Origin of the sequence: Hymenobacter ginkgonis, assembly GCF_009755225.1 — a bacterium.
GTDB lineage: Bacteria > Bacteroidota > Bacteroidia > Cytophagales > Hymenobacteraceae > Hymenobacter > Hymenobacter ginkgonis.
Genome location: NZ_WQKZ01000012.1, coordinates 21,685 through 39,101 on the forward strand (window position 1 = coordinate 21,685; position 17,417 = coordinate 39,101).

Here is a 17,417-nt window from a genome sequence, read left to right on the forward strand (position 1 = left end):
GTTTGTTGCAAAAGAAATCATGCTAACCATTCAAAATCTGGGCTACACGCAGCCCGATAAAAGCGTGCTGTTTGAGGGCCTGAACCTGACGGTGAATGCGCACCAGAAAGTAGCCCTGATTGGGAATAACGGCACGGGCAAATCCACGCTCTTACAAGTGACAGCAGGTCTGCTGCCACCTACCACCGGACAGGTAATTGCCAGCGCGGTCCCCTTTTACCTCCCGCAACATACCGGGCAGCTAGACGGCCTGACGGTCGCGCAGGCGCTCGGGGTGGCGGACAAACTAGCCGCCCTACAGGCGATTTTGGCGGGCCAGGTGACGGACGCCAATCTCGCCGCGCTGGCCGAGGACTGGACGATTGAGGAGCGACTGCAAGAGGCCCTGCGGCATTGGAACGTCGCCGAGTTGGACCTGGCTCAGCCCCTGGCCGCGCTTAGTGGCGGGCAAAAAACACGGCTGTTGTTAGCGGCCGTCGCCATTCACCAGCCCGAACTTATCTTGCTGGACGAGCCGAGTAACCACCTGGACGCCGCCGGGAGGCGACAGCTCTACGCCTTCGTGAAGGCTACCAAAAGCACCCTGCTGGTCGTGAGCCACGACCGCCAACTGCTGCAGCAACTTGGCCCCGTGGCCGAACTGAGCACGCGCGGCCTTACGCTGTACGGCGGCGACTACGCTTTTTACGCCGCGCAAAAGCAGGTGGCCAGCACCGCGCTGCATCAGGAAGTAAAAAGCAAAGAAAAGGCCTTGCGCAAAGCCAAGGAAACCGAGCGTGAGGCGCTGGAGCGCAAGCAAAAGCTGGATGCGCGCAGCAAGAAAAACCAGGGCAAAGCCGGTCTGCCCCCCATCGTACTGGGCATGCGGCGCAACGGGGCCGAAAACAGCGGGGCGCGCCTCAAAGGCCAGCACGCCGAGAAAGTGGGCGCCCTCACTCAGGAGTTGGGGGAACTGCGGCAGGCGTTACCCGACCTCGACAAAATGACGTTTGGCTTCGCGCACTCCGGCTTGCACCAGGGCAAAGTACTGCTCGAAGCCAACGACCTGAACTACGCCTACGGTCCGCGCCCGTTGTGGCAGCCGGCCCTCAGCTTTCAGCTGCGCAGCGGCGAGCGGGTAGCCCTGCACGGGCCAAACGGAGCGGGTAAAACCACGCTCATCCGCCTGTTGTTAGGGCAATTGATGCCCCAGACGGGCACGCTGTATCGCGCCGATTTTCAGGCGGTGTACATCGACCAAGACTACTCTTTGCTGCACAAGGAGCTAACGGTGTACGAACAGGCCCAGCAGTTCAACACCACGGCCCTGCTGGAGCACGAGGTTAAAATTCGACTCGCTCGCTTTCTGTTTAGCAAAGACGACTGGGCCAAGCCCTGCGGTGCCTTGAGCGGCGGGGAGCAGCTGCGGTTGCTCCTGTGCTGCCTTACTCTGCGTAGCCAAGCCCCGGACCTTATCGTGCTGGACGAGCCAACCAATAATCTCGACCTGCAAAACCTGGACATCTTGGCGGCGGCCCTTACCAGCTACCAGGGCACGCTAGTAGTCGTGTCGCACGATGCCAGCTTTCTAACTCAGATTGGGGTGCAGCAAGCACTCAACCTGGCTTAGTAACGCGAGGTTAGCCTCGAACCTCGCCTTACCGCTGCGTTCACCGGCTTCCGTAGGACTGGCACAGCACTTGGCGCAATTGGTCAAGGGCATACAGTAGCTCCGACGGTTTCAGCGCCGCGTAGCCTAGGCGCACCGCGTTAGCCAGGGGCTCGGCCAGATAGTAGTGGCTGCCGGGCGTAATAAGTACCCGGCGACGAGCCAGCTCACGCGCAAGCTTCGGCACATCAACGTGGGTTGAAAATTTTACCCAGAGTGCCAGGCCGCCCGCCGGTACCTCAAACTGCACGAGGTCGGCGGGCAGTTGGCGCAGGCCTTCGACCAGCGTGTCGCGGCGCGCATGGTACTCGGCCTGCACCCGGCGGGTATGTCGCTTAATCTCTCCTTCGTCAATGAGGTCGGCCACGGCCTGCTCCAGCCCCGTGTCACCCTGCCGGTCAACCAGCGCCCGCAGACGCCCCAGCGCGGCGACAAAGGCAGGCGGGCCGGTTACATAACCAATACGCAGGGCCGGAGCCAGTAGCTTCGTCAAGGAGCCTATGTAAATAACGATGCCGCCGGGGTCGGCGCTGGCCAGCGGCAGGGAGGGCTGGTAACGGTAATGAAACTCGTGGTCATAATCGTCCTCAACGAGGGCTACGCCGTAGCGGGCGGCTAGCGCGAGCAGGTGCACGCGCCGGGCCGCCTGCAGGGTTACGGTGGTGGGGAACTGGTGATGTGGCGTCAGGTACAGCGCCCGCACCGGCCGCTGGCGGCACAGCGCCTCGAAGGCCTCGACACAGAGCCCTTCGTCGTCTACCGGGAGGGGGGCTAATTCAGCGCCGAACAGCTGGAAGGTGTGCCAGGCGGGCGGGTAGCCGGGGTTTTCTACCGCCACTACATCGCCCGGTCGCAGGAGCAGGCTGGCGGTCAGGTACAGGGCCATCTGCGTGCCGCGGGTTAGGCAGATGGTTTCGGCCGTGGTGCTCAGGCCACGATGCTGGTTGAGCATGTGGGCCAGCGCTTCGCGCAGGCGTTGGTTACCCAGCGGGCTCTCGTAGCCGAGCTGATTGAGCCGCCCTTTGCTTAGCAGGGTGTGACGGTAGGCTCGCGTCAAGGCCGCGAGGGGTGCCAGCCGCGCGTCGGGCGTACCATCCGTAAACGTGATGGCTCCCGGCATGGCCGGCGGCCACAGGGCCGGCCCGGGTGGTTCGTGCCACTGAAAGCCAGCTACCGGCTGCTGGTTTCCGACAAGGGCTGCAAACGCTAGGGGGGTGTTGGTGGGTAACTGGTCTGCCACGAAGGTGCCCCTGGTCTGCTGACTAGCCAGCCAGCCCTGTGCCAACAACTCCTCGTAGGCCAGCACCGCCGTTTTCCGATTCACCCCTAGTTGCTTGGCCAGCTCGCGCGTACCTGGCAGCGCCGTGCCCGGGACTAACCGGCCGCGTTGAATCTCGACCGTAATCAAGTCGCTGATTTGCAAATAAACTGGCCGCCCACTCCGGAAGGCAGGCTGCAGAGTGGTATCCCACGTGCGAAGCATCTGGACCCGTTGGTTTTTAAAAACTGGATGGCAGCCAGCGAGCAACTTAAGTAGAGTTTTGGGTCACGAACGGCCTCACTACCAGCCAACGCCGGGGTCGTCGTTCCTACTTAGTCGCTGCTGACTGTCTCTTCTCTTTCTACTATTCCGAGGATGGTCAAGCACGCCTGGTCGGCTCACCTTTCTTCACTTTCTAACCGCCTGTTCTCATGCGCTACAACACCGCTCGAATTATCTATTGGTCCAGCGTGGGCCTGCTCTCCCTGTGGTTTGGCGCCAGCGGGGTCAGTGAATTGACGAAAAACCCCTTAGTGTGGGATATCACCGTCAAACTCGGCTATCCCCCACACTTCATCTATATCCTGGGCGTAGCCAAGGTGCTGGGAGTGGCCGTGTTACTAGTGCCAAACCGGCTGTTGCGGCTGAAGGAATGGGTATTTGCCGGCATCCTATTCGACATCACGTTTGCCTTCTTGTCGAAGATTGTGGTGCTGGGTGCCGCCGCTACCATCGACACGCTTATTGCCTTTACGATATTTAGCACGGCCTATACACTATTCCGTCGGCTTTATCCGGCTACCTACACCCGTGCCGCTGAAGTGGAGATAACAACCGCGCCAGCAGGTAGCAAGGTGATGCAGACTGCCGCTGGCCATTAGCGCCACCAGGTCACGCGTGGCAGTGGCACCACCACTACATTGCTACGGATAAGCAGCCCGCTTTTAGTGCCCCGCATTGCCTGGGGCCCTAAAAGTGGGCTACCCGCCTAGCCACTAGCACCGAGACGACAGGCCTGCTAGTGCTTGGTGTTCAGGCTCATACCGCCGTCCATGATGATTTCCGCCCCCGTGATGAAGCTGGCGGCCTCGCCACTAAAGTAGGCGACCATTTTCGCTACGTCCTCGGCGGTGCCTATTTTCTTCAGCGGAATGCGGTCTGTCATCCACTGGTTGAGGCCTTGTAGCTGCTGCTCGTTGTAGCCGGCCTTTTTCAGAATTTCGGTTTGGGTCGGGCCAGGGCTGACGCTGTTGACCCGAATCTGCCGGGGCGCGAGTTCGACCGCCGCGATGCGCATGACGGCATTCAGGGCCGCCTTGCTGGAGGAATAAATGGACGAGTTGGCCCCGTCCAGGTGGGCCGTGTTGGAAGAGAGGAAGACGACCGAGGCGCCATCATTGAGTAGGGGAATGAGTCTGCTGAGCGTGAAATACGCGCCCTTGAAATTGACCCCGATAACGTTATCAAATGCCTGCTCCGTGGCCTGTTCGATGCTGGCCCCGTCCAGAATACCGGCATTGATGAAGAGGATATCCAAGCGCTGGTGAGTGGCCTGCACATAGGCGGCCAACTCTTCAATGGCGGTCACCTGCCCCTGGTCGGCCACGCGCCCCACCACGCCCAGCTCGGCCGCGGCTTGTGCCACAGCCTCTGGCCGGCGGCCCGTGATGATGACCTTGGCACCCTGCTGTTTCAACTCTTTGGCGGTGGCGTAGCCAATGCCGCTGTTACCCCCGGTAACCAGCGCCACTTTTCCTGTTAGGTTCTGCATAAAAAAGCGTGTTTAATTGAACGCTGCAAAATTATCGGCCGCCTGGTATATATTTGTTACCACTATCACAGAGTATACCAGCTATACATATCATGGAAGAGCAGCAAATGTTGGCCCTGGCCCAAGAGGTATTGTCCACTCCCCGAAACCCACGCCAAGAGGTGCAGGCCTTGCAGGACACGATTTATGTAGTGGGGGGCAAGTGGCGATTGCCCATCATTAATTCGCTGTGCAATGGCAACAAGCGTTTCCGCGACATCGAGCGCAGCATTCCCGGCATTACGACCCGGATGTTATCCCGCGAATTGAAAGAAATGGAGGCCAACCAGCTAATCAAGCGCACCGTGACGCCGGACACCCCCGTGCTGGTTGAATACACACCGACGGATTACTGCCACTCGTTCGGGAGTATCATTCTAGAGATGATTAGGTGGGGCAAGGCGCACAGCGAACACCTAAAGAAGGCGGCAGACTAAATGCGTCCGCCTTGGGTTGTATGGGCCCTTAGTGGATGAATTTACCGCGGGTGTTTGCAGTGCATAGAGGCGCTTTTTTCGGGCGTTTTCAGCTGGCCCTTATTGGACTACTTCTTCGGGAAGATTGCACAACCTAACATATCGCCAATTATCGGACTTTTTTTAGGGCTAGTTTTACCTTGGTAATGAATCAGCAAATAGGCGATGCAAACGGAACAAGGTGACCTAGTCCAGAAAGCGAAAGCGGGAGAATTTGACGTGATTGTGCACGGCTGCAATTGCTTTTGCCAGATGGGGGCCGGCATTGCCAAGACCATCAAACAGGTATTCCCCGCCGCCTACCAGGCTGACCTCACTACCGTAGCTGGGGACCGAACGAAACTCGGCACCTATTCAATTGCCCAGGTAGATGTTCCGGGGAGAGTGCTCGTCATCGTCAATGGGTATACCCAGTATCAGTGGCGTGGCAGCGGGCTAAAAGCAGATTATGCCGCCATCCGGCAAGTCTTTCGGGCCGTGAAACAAGCGTATGCCGGCCGCCGCATTGGCTACCCGGCCCTCGGCGCCGGGCTAGCTGGGGGAGACTGGAGCCTTATCGCAGCCATCATTGACGAAGAGTTGGCCGGCGAGGAGCATGTCTTCGTGCAATGGCGCAAATAGCCCTGCTGGCTGCTGGCTCCTCAGGGGGGCCTGCAAGGCGGCCGTCACAGTTACGCTTTACTCCTAAAATCTTTGGCCTATTAACCAGTGATTTTGTGTTTCTTCGGGACGTGAACTTCATTCTACCTCTCTGCTGCGTAGCTACCGCGATTGGCGGTTGGCGAATCATCCACCGTCAAAAAATGAGTTGGGTGCTGCTGTTTATCGGCCTTGTTGTGGCTGCCTTCTTCGGTTGTATACCATCTCGTGCTCAGGCTTTATCACAAATCCCTCTGGTTGCAGCCTCTAAACCCATTGCGCCTGTAGTGGCACCAAACAACATCCAGCCGGCCGCGTCCCAGCAGCTTAGTGCGTCGGTGACCGACAAGCACCCTTACGCCGTCTACTTTGTACTTATTGCGGCTTCGCTGGCAGCAATGGCTTCGCTGGCTTCTTCAAGCCTTGCGGCTTGGGTCGCCTGGAAGTCGAAGGATAAGGAGTACCGCAATGATTACTACAAAAAGGTGATTGATAAGCGGATGAAAGCCATTGAAGCCGCCGAAGAGATGTTGAGTATCCTGTCGATGTATAAGGCTGCGGATGATGGCAGCGGGACGTATTACGAGTATTTCGAAATGGATTTGGGGCCCGAGATATTGACAAGTGCCACGAAGAAATTTGCTTCACTTACCACTTGGAGTAGTAGAGAATTGGTGCTGCAACTGAGGCAACTGGTCGACATCGTATCTGCTGTGTGTATCGAGGCTGACGGAGTCGAAAAGAGTAAGCAGCAAGCTGTTTACGTGCGCAGATATCCTATTGTTAATAGCAAGCTTCTTGAAATCCAGTATCTTATTGGACTTGAGATGGAGCAGCTATACGATGTCAAAGGCTTTTTTAAAAATCGGTACAGCCAATTCAAGCCTAGAACGTAGCTATACTTCGGCTATAGCGGCTGTTTCGCATCAACTGCGGCCCAAACGTGGGTTGTGATCTATAATAAAATTGAATACTTGCTCCGTAAGTTTCTGTGCTTCTGGAGTGAGTAGTTGCCACGAAGTGATGGATTCTGCGGCTTTTTCAGCGAATAGGCGCTTCTTAGCTGTGCCGATGGTACCGCTACCATCAGCAGGAGCAAAATTGTCGGGGATGCTTGAAAACTTGCTCCGTAGATAGCTGCCTAAGTACTCCTGCTGGTATTCCTCCACCCTTAGCAAGCTGGCATCAAACTTCTTCTTATAGAGCTTGTGCAATGTCTCGGCGATGACCTCCGGCGAAAGCAGGTTCTCAATCTCACGAACATCCAGGATGCGGTAGGCAAACCCTGGGTTTTGCTCATCGATGAACCGCTCATCGCGCTTCGTCTTCTTCCCCGCATCCCGGTCAGCAATGAGCATGATGCGATTTGAGATCGACATGCCCTTGATGTCCTGCAACGTTTGCGCCGGGATAGTGCCGTCGTATGATTGGGCGCTGAAGGTATAATGAGCCACATTCGCACCGGCATACTCCAGAAAGGAGTAATGAAGCCCCTCAATAAGTGAAACCTTGGACTGCAGGTGTTTCAGATAGGCCTTTAGATAAGCCGTGAGGTAGATACGGTCAGTAATTCCCTCTACCCAGACGGTGCAGTTGGCTAAAAACACAGAGGAGTTCTGTACACCTAGAGCCGCCAGCGCTTCTAAGTCGTGGCGAGCCGTGAGCTGGATCTGGTAAGCGGGTTTTCCCACGGTCTCTTTTGCTTTGCGAAAAGAGAAGATATTCACCCTATCTGTCTCGGCAATGGCAAAGTCCAAGATGTGGTTAGAGTGCGTCGTCAGGAAGATAGTGAGGTTTTTCGCCTTCAGAATTGGGTGCGTGGTAATGGTTTCGATGAACAGGCGCTGGAAGCCGGGGTGTAAGTGAGTCTCTGGTTCCTCAATGAAAAACCAGGCATTCTCAGAGGAAATGAAGAGTGGATAGAGCAGCAGAATGATGGCCTGGATGCCATCTCCCAGGTGCTGGATATCGCGCTCTATGCCATCGATGGTAATCAAAATATTGCCGCCTCGGACATCCTTCACTCGTTCGGCTACTACCGCTACCGGTTTGCCATTGAAGAAGGTTTCGGATAAGAACTCCTCAAACCTTGTGAAGCTGGTCCGCCCTTCGATCCGAGCATTTCGTTTGGTATCAATGGCATCGTACAGCGCAAAGCCTGTGTCTACTTCCGCACCTGAACTGGATAGGTCATAGTCGAGTATCGTGGTAATCCGCATAATGTCGCTATCCGATTGCAGTTTAGCCCCATTGGGACCGATTAAAGTGCGCGCGGTGCGTAGCGTCGGAATGTACGTCCTGATTGGTTTTCGAGGAAATACTTTGGTCAGTGGCTTTAAAAGGTCTATGATATCCTGGATTGGGCCTTGAAGGTCATGTAGCAAAGCAGAATGCTTTACTGCGTACGCACTGCGCTTTCCAGACTCGCGGAATTGATAGGAATTGGTAGAACCAGTTACGAGGCCTAATACCGCGAAATCTTGAGGATGCCTGAACTCAATCGAATCACTGCCCACGCTGTTGGTGAAGTTGTTGCCAAATTTTTCCTTTGGAGCTACCTGTTCATAGGCAGACGCAGCGCGTCGGATTTTGCCGAGGGATGTGATGAGCGCCTCTAGGTACTTGTTATCCGTTTCATCCAGATCCAGAAAAGACAGAAACGGCCCAATCGTGGAAGTGGCCTTAAGCAGTTTGTTGATAGCTGCTTTTAGCTCCTTGATGAATTCCCGGGGGCTAATTTTATAGGTAGGAACATTATTAGTTAGATCCTTTTTAGATTTATCGAATAATGATAAAAAAGTCTCCTCAATCTCATAATGGGTGACCTTTAACGTGAGGTCAAAGAAAGAATCAAGTGGCAACGATTCGATTAATTTACAGACTGCATCTAGCTTTGCTATCACGTCATCAGTTGAGAAATCCAGTTCAAACTGTTTGACGTCCGTTTTCATTATCTCCCTCATGAAGCGGCTCTTCCCGGAGTTATTCTCGCCTAAGAGGATGTTGACCGGGTTAATGCTTCCGAAGTGACTAGGTAGGAGGGAAGAGTTGCTTAGAGTGTACCCAGCAAAAAGACTGTCCTTAATTTCGGGCTGTGGAATCTGGAAGGTTAGGTAGCGCACCATTACAGAAGGGAGATTTGTGCCACGGTCAGGTCGCTGGCTTGCTGTTGTAGAATGGCCACAATTTGGGTTTCACTGAGTTGTTCCTTTTTCATTTCGCAGGTGTCAGGTAGTGCACATACGCTTTTCTCCACTCACAACTGACTTCCGGTTTGGGGAAGCGCACAGTTATAGTAGCTAAGTCGGATATAGTTTTTAACAGGGACAAGCTACGAAAAAGCCTCGACTGTTAGGCCGAGGCTTTTTCCGAACAGGGGCTAGATATCTGTTCGCGTATGTTCGCTGGAATGTCGGATGGACCGAAAGCAGCCAGTCCTCGTGCGGGCATTCTATTACCCTAACACACCTGCTTACGAAGGTAGCAAGTGTGTTCGTTTATACATGACACCTTTAGAATATTCGATGCTGATGGCATCTGCTCCTAAGCGCTCCTGCACGGCGAGAAAAACAGCCTTCTACATTAGATAGAGAGCAAAGTTTAGAATATTAAGTAACAGCAAAGCTACGCCTATCTTTGCTCGTTATCAGTTCTAAAGCAACGTATTGTACAATGGATAAACGATACCAAGTCTTTATAAGCTCTACCTTCGCAGACCTGACAGAAGAGCGCTCAAAGGTGCAGCAAGCCATCATGGAACTGGACTGTATTCCAGCTGGTATGGAGGTATTTCCAGCCATTGATGAAGAGCAGTTTGAGTTCATTAAGAAGGTTATCGACGACTGCGACTACTACTTGCTTATTATTGGTGGTCGTTACGGCTCGCTCTCGGATGCCGGCGTCAGCTACACAGAATTGGAATATGACTATGCCGTTAGCAAAGGCATAAAGGTCATGGCTTTCCTACACGAAAAGCCAGAAGAAATTTCAGCGGGCAAATCGGAGCAGGACGCGACCTCTAGAGGGAAGCTACTTGCTTTTCGAGAAAAGGTGTCCACTAACAGACTGATTAAATTCTGGAAAACCGCAAATGAGTTGCCTGGGCTAGTAGCGCTAAGTTTAGCCAAAACCATCAAAACGTATCCGGCCATTGGCTGGATACGAGCAAGCGCGGCACAAGATCCAGAAGTTTACAAAGAGCTCAGTGACTTAAGGAAGCAGAACCAGGAGCTGAAAGATGCCGCTCGCCAAACGGCTACGCTAGGTCAATCCCAAGGGCTGGCTGGACTAGATGATACCGTGGTGATCAAGGGCACTGCTAAGACGATGGCTGCTGGTATAGCCGAGTCGTTTTCTTGGGAAATTTCTCTTACCTGGGGCAGCCTATTTGGCCTGATAGCCCCCTATTTGCTATCTCCCCAAGAAGACGGCAGTGTTGCAGACAAGCTAACTAGCCTACTTTATACGCGCTCTAATAACAAGAAAGAAGGCTACGTGATAGGCAAGAAAATAACCACTAGTGTTTTTCAAACTGTAAAGATTCACTTTAAAGCCTTAGGTCTAATCGCTTTAAAGCCTGCTGCCGCCAAGCTATACTGGAGCTTAACTACTGTTGGAGAACAAGAATTAATCTCTCTTAGAGCTGTAAAAAGAAAGCCAGAGTAACGAGATTTGCTTATCATAAAGCGGATATTAAAAGAGCCTCTGCTAGCGTAGCAGAGGCTCTTTTAATATCAATCAATATCATCAGTGTCATCAAAAGTAATTTCCTCATCAACATGCTCCCGGTCTTGCTGACCGTGATGATCATGCTTAGCTAGAATCACAACGCTCAGGCGCTTGAATAGGTCAAAAAACTCATCCTTTGACAGCTCATTTTCAAAGCTCATACTGACTGTGTACGGCTTTTCAGCAGTGCTCTTTTCTTTATCAAGACAGAGGATGGAAGCCGTAAAGAAATCCGCATACCCCGCATAAAAATGAGCACCGATGGCTTCATATCGCGCTGTATCAACGCCTCGCCCTTGTAAAAACTGCACTAAATTAACATGGTCACTGATGTCGGCCGCAGCAGTGCCAATAAAGTCATTATAGGAAACATGGGCTTTCATATACTTTTGATTTAAAAAGGGTTATGCAACTGTAAGGATAAAGATAGACTTTGCCACGCAGGACTAAGAAGTAGTGTACGCTTCCCCGTTCGATAAGTCAGTAGTAGGGTAGTATAAGAGATAAGAAGAGGAATTCCCGTTAGGGGGCCCTAGCAGCGGATTCTAGCGGGTGCAGGGTGTCTCAGAAAACGGACGATTTGTGGATGGTTTTACTACCCGCCAAAACGGCCCCGAAAACCTGCGTTTTCAGGGCCGTTTTGGCTGCCTTTTCTGGACTATAACTCATCTTGCTGCGGGGGTACCGCTGCATTTAACTGCTGCTCTAAATCAGCGAGGTTGGGTAAGACATCTTGTAGCGTCGTGGGCAGCGCTTCCCCCAGTCGGTACTCGGCCACTCCAATCGGCTTGTGGACATCGCGCAGGGCATACTCGGCCACCACGCGGTTCTTGCTTTTACAGAGTAACAAGCCAATACTGGGCCGGTCTTCCGGGTGGCGCAACTGCTCGTCAACCGTCGTGAGATAGAAATTGAGCTTGCCCGCGTACTCGGGTCGGAACTCCGTGATTTTTAATTCGACCACCACGTAAGCCCGTAAGCGGACGTGGTAGAAGAGCAAGTCGAGGTAAAAGTCTTGGTCGCCGACAACGAGCGGAACCTGTTGGCCCATGTAAGCGAAACCACTCCCTAGTTCGAGTAAAAAGCGGGTGATCTGTTCTAGCAGACCGCGCTGTAAGTCGCGCTCCAGGACCGTATCTGTTAACGCGAGAAAATCGAACAGGTAAGGGTCCTTGAGGGTTTGTTGCGCGAGTTCGGACTGTTCCGGCGACAACGTGGCGGCGAAATTGGTGATGGCTTGGCCCTGCCGACGGTGATGACCGGACTCAATTTGATGGACGAGCACATTTCGCGACCAGCCGTGCTGGGCTGTCGCAGTGATATAGTGCAAGCGGGTCGCTTCATCCGCTACCTTTTCTAGCAACGTCAGGTGGTGGTACCAGGGGATTTGTGCAAGCGTCGCTTGCACAAAAGCCGCATCGGGGTAAGCTTCGGCAAAGCGCCTCATGTACTTGAGGTTGCGCGCCGACAGCCCTTTCATCGTGGGAAACTCGCGGCGCAGTTCGGCCGAGAGTTGGTCAATAACCTTCGCGCCCCAGCCCTGCACTTGTTGCTGGGCGAGAATGAGCTGGCCAATGTGCCAATAGAGGCCTAGGAGCTCGGCATTGGCCGCCTGAGTGGCGCGCAGGCGGGCCGTACGAATCGCTGTTTTTAGTTGGTCGAGTAGCGGCGCCAGGGGGAAAGCGGGGGTAGCCATGGTAACAAGGTAAGCAAAGCAGGACAACGCCCAGCAACGGAAGCACTACTAGAACTCAAACTGAGAGGTGCCTATGAAAGGATTCGAAAGTGTCCGATAATTGTCGATATGTTAGCCAGCGTAATCTTCCCGAAGAAGTAGTCCACTAAGGGTCGGCTGAAAACACCCCAAGAACGCGTTGCTACGCGCGGCAAACACCTTTTCAAAAGCATCCACTAAGGGCCCCATTAACCTCCACATCAGCCTGAAACTAGTTGGAATCGAGGGGTTAGGAGCCGATTAGGTCGTTGGCAATTGCCAAAAGTGCCTAACTCCCAAAACTCCCAAAATAAATTATAACGTGTTTTACACTTAATTATCTATAATACAGTTAACTATGTCAAAAAATTGCCTATTTTTTATAATGCCACCCGCGCAGCAGTGCGCGCCCTTTAGCTTTTGCCGCTGAGCTGAGCGAGCTGTCAAAGGGAATATATGAAGACCCCTCGTCCAGCTACAATAGGTCCTAGCGCTTCGGTACGGGCCTTTTGCCGCGCTTGGTGAGTGGCAATTGCCAGCTGAGATCTGGCAATTGCCACTCGCTGTCACGGAGGGCGGCGCTCCGGTTGGCATCTCGGTTAAGCGGCGCTTGAGGGCACCCGTTGAAGGCAGGGGTACCGAGGCAGCCCGCGGCAACTTTGCGCCCGCTTGGCCGAGCTGAATTGCCTAAAAAGTCAATCTCACTCGTATCACCTTTGGCGTGCTGCTAGGGGCGATTATGATTGAATCCGACCTCGCACAGTCTCACGAGTCGAACTTCTTAGCCCAGCTTGCACTGTCGTTATTTGGCAATTGCCAACAGCTGCCTCGGTGGTATCTGGTAGGGAGAGGGCTGATGGTTGACAACTAGGCAGCTCTTCACCCATTCTGGACCGGCGCGCGACCACCCACCATCTGCCGGTCACTAGGCCCCGACGCAGCGCGAAAAGAACCAGTCCCACGCCCAAGTGCCCCTACGCATTGGAAACGCCGCTTTTAGCCCTTTTTCTGGCTTTTCCGTCTCATTTACTCGCCCAGCACCCCACCGTGCCCTGTCGGCTACGGGCAATTGCCCCTACCTACTACAGGGATATATGCCCCCGGATTTAACCAATAGTCTATTGATTACCAATAGACTATTGAGTTGTCAAAACCATTGCGTGCTAGGTCAATCTAGTTCGGCAGGCCCTGGCGGCCAGCGGCTGCGTAGAGACCCAGAATGGCGTTATAACCACCCATCTCCTACCAGACAGCAGGGTCCTTCCGCTACAACTTCCTGGGGTATCCGAAAAGCGGGCATTATTGGGCCCCTTAACCTCCACATCAGCCGGAAACTAGTTAGAATACGAGGGGGTGACAGCCGGCTAGCTCATGGGCAATTGCCAAAAAGGCTCCACTCGCCGATCCGGCAAAATAAATTATTGCGTGTTTTGCACTTAACCGACTCTGATACAAGCAATAAAGCTGAAAAATTGCCTGTTTTTTATTGCGTCACCCGCGCGGCCGTGCGCGCCCTTTAGCTTTGGCCCCTCCTCTGAGCGAGTTGTCGAAGGGAATATATGAAGACTACTCGCCCAGCTAGAATAGGCCCCTACGCTTTGGTATTGGCCTTTTGCCCCACGTTGCAAGTGGCAATTGCCAGTTGGGATCTGGCAATTGCCACTTGCAACGTGGGGCGTCGCCCCGGTTAGTATTTCGACGAAGCAGCGATTGAGGGCCCCGAGCGAACGCGGGAGTACCGCGGCAGCTCGCGGCAACTTTGCGCCCACTTGGCCAAGCTAAATTGCCTAAAAAGCCAATCTCATCGGTATCACCCTCGAAAGCTTGTAAGGCACGTGGCTGCTTATTGGAGCACCCAGCTGTAGGCCAGGGATTCGTTCGCCTCCAAGGGGTAGGGCAGCGGCCGACCAGGGGCAGCAGTCAGGGTGACCCCGTGGAGCTCCACGTAAATGATATCGCCCGGGTGATAGACTTGCCGAAAGGCCGTTAGGTCTACGTGGGAGGTGGTGACCGTGAGCGGCGGCAGCAGCCGGCGTTTGGCCCGCACTAAGGTCAACTGCGCGGTCTTAAACTCATACGTAAGCGGTGTCTGACAGGCCGCCGCCTGGTCCAGCGTCAGGGTAACAGCAGATACCAAGGGGCTCCCAGTGAGCGCCACCGGCTGCTGCTGATAGAAAACGCGCAATTGAGGCGGCGGGCAGCTGGGTTGGGCACTAGCCCCGGTCCCGGATAAAAGGGCGAGCAGCAGCAGGTGTTTCATCGAGCTAGACAGGAAGGAAAAGAAAATGCAGTACCAGTCATTTTACCGCCTAGGCCAGCTGCCAGGCAGGAACGTGCCTAGCTCATGGGCTAAGTGGTTGTACGGTAAACGTTTGATTCACATTTTTAGTATGGCAGACGATGAAAACAAGCCTGCCCTGGTAGACACCCACCTAGCCGGCTGCCTAACTGCCCACACCGGTTGGCAAAGGGGAGAAACTGCCTTTGCTCGCTATTTTACGAATAGCAAAGCGTCATTTTCAACACGTAAAAAGGTGGTTCAGCTTGCTGCATCGCTCCCGTAACTTTCTTGCTAGAAAAACTAGGCGCAAGCGTTGCTCAACAACCTTATTTTATAGTCTATTTACTATGAGAAGAATACACGTCCTGTTTAGCGCGCTTTGTCTAGTGTCCTGTAATCATATCGAGACGGGCAAAACATTACGGCAAGCGGACCTTGCTTTTATCAGAAGCCTTGGACTGCTTACGGAAGAGGAAGAGGTGCACCAGTTCTATTCGGAACTTCGACTAAAGCGGGCGGGTAACTTCTTTACCAATAAGCGGCTGGCTGCCTATTGGATTGATACGAGCAACCAGCAAAAGACACAGTTCTCCTCGGCTTTCTATCCAGAAATCATCTCTATTGATACTGTCTACTACGCTGGCGCTACCTACTGCCCTTATCTGCTTGTAAAAAAGGCGGATAAAACACAATTCAAGGTGTGTGCTGAAGGTAAACGAGCAGAAGTCAAGCAGTTCTTCGAGGAAGCATTAGCCTTGTGGCAACAGCATAGGGAGCAACAGTAGGTTAGGCTTGGAGCGTAAAGCCGCCGTTGCCGTTGCCCAGCAGCACACCCAGCGTACCGGTTCGGTCGTTGGTCGTCAGGGCATCGAGCTTACTGTCGCCGTTTACATCGGCCAGCGCCAAGCTGAAAGGATCGCTGCCCGCCCCCGTGGAGGGGGAGTTGGCCTGGAGCGTAAAGCCACCATTGCCATTACCCAGCAATACGCCCAACGTGCTAGCGATAGAGTTGGCCACTACCACATCTGGTTTGCCGTCGCCGTTCACATCGGCTACCACTGCCTTGGCAGGGTTACTAGTCACTGCCCCGGTCGGGGGCGAATTGGCTTGCAGCACAAAGCCCCCATGCCCATCACCCAGTAAGATGCCCAGCGTACCCACGTTGAGGTTGGAAGCAATCACATCGGGTTTGCTATCGCCGTTTACGTCGGCCACCGTTATGAAGAGGGAAGGGCCGCTGGCCCCGGTCACGGTGGCGGGGGAGTTAGGCAGAAGCGTAAAGCCGCCGCTGCCATTGCCTAAGAGTACGCCCAACGTACCCGTATAATAATTGGAAGTCAACGCGTCGAGCTTGCCGTCACCGTTTACATCGGCTAGTACTAGAGAATAGGGAGCACTAGTCGTCCCGGTGGAAGGCGAGTTGGCCTGAAGCGTAAAGCTGCCGTTGCCGTTACCCAGCAACACGCTCAGCGTACTCGCCATAAAGTTGGCTACCACCACATCCAATTTGCCGTCGCCATTTACATCGGCCACGGCTAGGCTATAGGGCGCAGCGTTAGGTGCCCCACTCGCATAAGGTACTACCGGAGCAAACAGAGGGGCTTGGCCGACGGCAACTAGGGGTAGCCCCACCAGGGCCAGCAGCAGCCACTGGGTAGCACGCGAAAGGGTAGGCGGGTAATCGTTGCGCATAAGCAAGGGCGGAAGGAGAAGGCAGTAGTGGGCTTCGAATGTACTGCTTAACTGCTGAGGTGGTCAAATAAGAGTAGGCAAAAGGAGGACTCAGCTTCAGCCCGAAAGGTGCACCTTATTGACACCCCCTTTTTTGGCTTCCTGGACCCCCACCATGAGCCCAAAACGCACTCGGCGCGGACTTTCTGAGCCACTTGCTCGGGAAGGGCCTTTCTGAGCTACTGCTGGTTTTGCCTTTCGCGTGCCTTAGACGTTCGACCAAGGAAGTTGAAACCCGTCCCAAAACTGGTTGGGTACCCTATCTATTTACAGCTCCTTTTGGTGGATGGGGCAATAGTACTTAGGGTCGCATCCGGTTACTTGGCAACCGCCTAAATACACTTTTCCTTGTTTTGCCCGCTGCATCATGCGCGCAGTAGGCAAGCCATAGGCTATCGGAATAAAATGGTTTGTATGTCCCCCCATACAAACTGAAAGCTTATGATGCGGATAGGTGTATGGGCAAGGGCCAGGAAAGGGAATAGTTAATCTAGCAGCCTGAGCGGTCGTAATCGACACGCCTATTTGCCGTTCGGTGCGGTAGCCAATCATTTCCAGCACCAAATCATACGTGCCTACGGGCAGGTTTGATAAGGAAAACGTGCCGTCCTGGTTCGTGGCAGTGCCCGCTATAGTGTGGCCATCATGTTGTAAGGTGACGGTGATACCTGGAAAGCCCCCTGACCCCTTACTATTGTTTACTTGACCAGCTAACTGTCCCACCTGACACTTACCCGTAAAAGGTTGAAAAAGAAGGAACGCTACACTGGATAAGCAGCACGCTGCGAGCTTCATAGCCAGAAAGATACAGATAAATGTTGGCCTTGATAACGGTAGGTGGCAAGCGTCCCACAAAACGGTCGGTTTTCGAGACTTCTACCTGCCCTAAACTCAGGTGATCCCAAACTCGGCTGGTTGATGGCCTCTACCAAACAAGATTTTGGTCAAGGTCAGAATAGTTGCTTCTCCCTTTTGTCTCTTAGAAAAGTCGAATAACATAAGCTTTCTTATATCCCCGACCTCGTCAGAGTGCTATTTTCTGCCCCCGAAAAAGTCAATCGTTTTGGCCCTGAACATCGCCGGGAAGTACGGCCGCTGGCTCGGAATTTTACTTTCCGAGCGCAGGCTA

Annotated in this window: 15 protein-coding genes; 7 read left to right on the top strand and 8 right to left on the bottom strand. The window is 53.9% G+C overall.

Going from position 1 to position 17,417, the window contains the following annotated elements; all coding sequences use genetic code 11:
- The first annotated feature begins 19 nt into the window (after positions 1 to 19).
- Positions 20 to 1,609: an ABC-F family ATP-binding cassette domain-containing protein gene (locus GO988_RS23185; RefSeq protein WP_157570022.1), complete on the top strand. Its 1,590-nt coding sequence runs from the start codon at positions 20 to 22 to the stop codon at positions 1,607 to 1,609.
- Positions 1,610 to 1,649: 40 nt separating this feature from the next.
- Here GO988_RS23185 and pdxR read toward each other — a convergent pair whose 3' ends face one another.
- Positions 1,650 to 3,131, bottom strand: coding sequence for a MocR-like pyridoxine biosynthesis transcription factor PdxR (gene pdxR, locus GO988_RS23190; RefSeq protein WP_157570023.1), 1,482 nt, complete (start codon positions 3,129 to 3,131; stop codon positions 1,650 to 1,652).
- Between the two features lie 209 nt (positions 3,132 to 3,340).
- Between pdxR and GO988_RS23195 the strand changes: the two genes are divergently transcribed.
- Positions 3,341 to 3,790 (top strand): DoxX family protein, encoded by a 450-nt coding sequence (locus GO988_RS23195; protein ID WP_157570024.1) that lies wholly within the window; start codon positions 3,341 to 3,343, stop codon positions 3,788 to 3,790.
- A gap of 137 nt (positions 3,791 to 3,927) precedes the next feature.
- On the opposite strand, the gene GO988_RS23200 is transcribed toward GO988_RS23195, so the two are convergent.
- On the bottom strand, positions 3,928 to 4,680 hold the full coding sequence (locus tag GO988_RS23200) for an SDR family oxidoreductase (protein WP_157570025.1): 753 nt from the start codon (positions 4,678 to 4,680) through the stop codon (positions 3,928 to 3,930).
- 131 nt (positions 4,681 to 4,811) lie between these two features.
- Here GO988_RS23200 and GO988_RS23205 point away from each other — a divergent pair, with 131 nt between their 5' ends.
- The 3 genes from GO988_RS23205 (at position 4,812) to GO988_RS23215 (ending at position 6,730) form a co-directional block, all read left to right on the top strand.
- Positions 4,812 to 5,156, top strand: coding sequence for a winged helix-turn-helix transcriptional regulator (locus GO988_RS23205; RefSeq protein WP_317164965.1), 345 nt, complete (start codon positions 4,812 to 4,814; stop codon positions 5,154 to 5,156).
- A gap of 204 nt (positions 5,157 to 5,360) precedes the next feature.
- Entirely contained in the window at positions 5,361 to 5,816 is a 456-nt protein-coding gene (locus GO988_RS23210; RefSeq protein WP_157570026.1) for a macro domain-containing protein, read from the top strand.
- A gap of 110 nt (positions 5,817 to 5,926) precedes the next feature.
- On the top strand, positions 5,927 to 6,730 hold the full coding sequence (locus GO988_RS23215) for a hypothetical protein (RefSeq protein ID WP_157570027.1): 804 nt from the start codon (positions 5,927 to 5,929) through the stop codon (positions 6,728 to 6,730).
- 30 nt (positions 6,731 to 6,760) lie between these two features.
- Here GO988_RS23215 and GO988_RS23220 read toward each other — a convergent pair whose 3' ends face one another.
- Positions 6,761 to 8,959: an AAA family ATPase gene (locus GO988_RS23220; RefSeq protein ID WP_157570028.1), complete on the bottom strand. Its 2,199-nt coding sequence runs from the start codon at positions 8,957 to 8,959 to the stop codon at positions 6,761 to 6,763.
- 511 nt (positions 8,960 to 9,470) lie between these two features.
- Here GO988_RS23220 and GO988_RS23225 point away from each other — a divergent pair.
- Positions 9,471 to 10,499, top strand: coding sequence for a DUF4062 domain-containing protein (locus tag GO988_RS23225; protein WP_198173022.1), 1,029 nt, complete (start codon positions 9,471 to 9,473; stop codon positions 10,497 to 10,499).
- A gap of 68 nt (positions 10,500 to 10,567) precedes the next feature.
- On the opposite strand, the gene GO988_RS23230 is transcribed toward GO988_RS23225, so the two are convergent.
- From GO988_RS23230 to GO988_RS23240, 3 genes are all read right to left on the bottom strand, one after another.
- On the bottom strand, positions 10,568 to 10,945 hold the full coding sequence (locus GO988_RS23230; RefSeq protein ID WP_157570029.1) for a hypothetical protein: 378 nt from the start codon (positions 10,943 to 10,945) through the stop codon (positions 10,568 to 10,570).
- Positions 10,946 to 11,220: 275 nt separating this feature from the next.
- Positions 11,221 to 12,258 (bottom strand): PDDEXK nuclease domain-containing protein, encoded by a 1,038-nt coding sequence (locus tag GO988_RS23235; protein WP_157570030.1) that lies wholly within the window; start codon positions 12,256 to 12,258, stop codon positions 11,221 to 11,223.
- A 1,861-nt stretch (positions 12,259 to 14,119) separates the two neighbouring features.
- Positions 14,120 to 14,536, bottom strand: a complete 417-nt coding sequence (locus GO988_RS23240) for a hypothetical protein (protein WP_157570031.1) — start codon at positions 14,534 to 14,536, stop codon at positions 14,120 to 14,122.
- Between the two features lie 368 nt (positions 14,537 to 14,904).
- Here GO988_RS23240 and GO988_RS23245 point away from each other — a divergent pair, with 368 nt between their 5' ends.
- Positions 14,905 to 15,342, top strand: coding sequence for a hypothetical protein (locus tag GO988_RS23245; RefSeq protein ID WP_157570032.1), 438 nt, complete (start codon positions 14,905 to 14,907; stop codon positions 15,340 to 15,342).
- A gap of 1 nt (position 15,343) precedes the next feature.
- On the opposite strand, the gene GO988_RS23250 is transcribed toward GO988_RS23245, so the two are convergent.
- Both GO988_RS23250 and GO988_RS23255 read right to left on the bottom strand, forming a co-directional pair.
- A complete protein-coding gene (locus GO988_RS23250; protein WP_157570033.1) occupies positions 15,344 to 16,249 on the bottom strand; it encodes an FG-GAP repeat domain-containing protein in 906 nt (301 codons plus the stop codon).
- Positions 16,250 to 16,555: 306 nt separating this feature from the next.
- Positions 16,556 to 17,083, bottom strand: coding sequence for a carboxypeptidase-like regulatory domain-containing protein (locus tag GO988_RS23255; RefSeq protein ID WP_157570034.1), 528 nt, complete (start codon positions 17,081 to 17,083; stop codon positions 16,556 to 16,558).
- Between the last annotated feature and the right edge of the window lie 334 nt (positions 17,084 to 17,417).

What these genes read in the sequence shown, in the direction of transcription:
- GO988_RS23185 (WP_157570022.1), top strand. Translation starts at nt 20, where the DNA reads ATGCTAACCATTCAAAATCTGGGCTACACGCAGCCCGATAAAAGCGTG.
- pdxR (WP_157570023.1), bottom strand. Translation starts at nt 3,131, where the DNA reads ATGCTTCGCACGTGGGATACCACTCTGCAGCCTGCCTTCCGGAGTGGG.
- GO988_RS23195 (WP_157570024.1), top strand. Translation starts at nt 3,341, where the DNA reads ATGCGCTACAACACCGCTCGAATTATCTATTGGTCCAGCGTGGGCCTG.
- GO988_RS23200 (WP_157570025.1), bottom strand. Translation starts at nt 4,680, where the DNA reads ATGCAGAACCTAACAGGAAAAGTGGCGCTGGTTACCGGGGGTAACAGC.
- GO988_RS23210 (WP_157570026.1), top strand. Translation starts at nt 5,361, where the DNA reads ATGCAAACGGAACAAGGTGACCTAGTCCAGAAAGCGAAAGCGGGAGAA.
- GO988_RS23220 (WP_157570028.1), bottom strand. Translation starts at nt 8,959, where the DNA reads ATGGTGCGCTACCTAACCTTCCAGATTCCACAGCCCGAAATTAAGGAC.
- GO988_RS23230 (WP_157570029.1), bottom strand. Translation starts at nt 10,945, where the DNA reads ATGAAAGCCCATGTTTCCTATAATGACTTTATTGGCACTGCTGCGGCC.
- GO988_RS23235 (WP_157570030.1), bottom strand. Translation starts at nt 12,258, where the DNA reads ATGGCTACCCCCGCTTTCCCCCTGGCGCCGCTACTCGACCAACTAAAA.
- GO988_RS23240 (WP_157570031.1), bottom strand. Translation starts at nt 14,536, where the DNA reads ATGAAACACCTGCTGCTGCTCGCCCTTTTATCCGGGACCGGGGCTAGT.
- GO988_RS23245 (WP_157570032.1), top strand. Translation starts at nt 14,905, where the DNA reads ATGAGAAGAATACACGTCCTGTTTAGCGCGCTTTGTCTAGTGTCCTGT.
- GO988_RS23250 (WP_157570033.1), bottom strand. Translation starts at nt 16,249, where the DNA reads ATGCGCAACGATTACCCGCCTACCCTTTCGCGTGCTACCCAGTGGCTG.
- GO988_RS23255 (WP_157570034.1), bottom strand. Translation starts at nt 17,083, where the DNA reads ATGAAGCTCGCAGCGTGCTGCTTATCCAGTGTAGCGTTCCTTCTTTTT.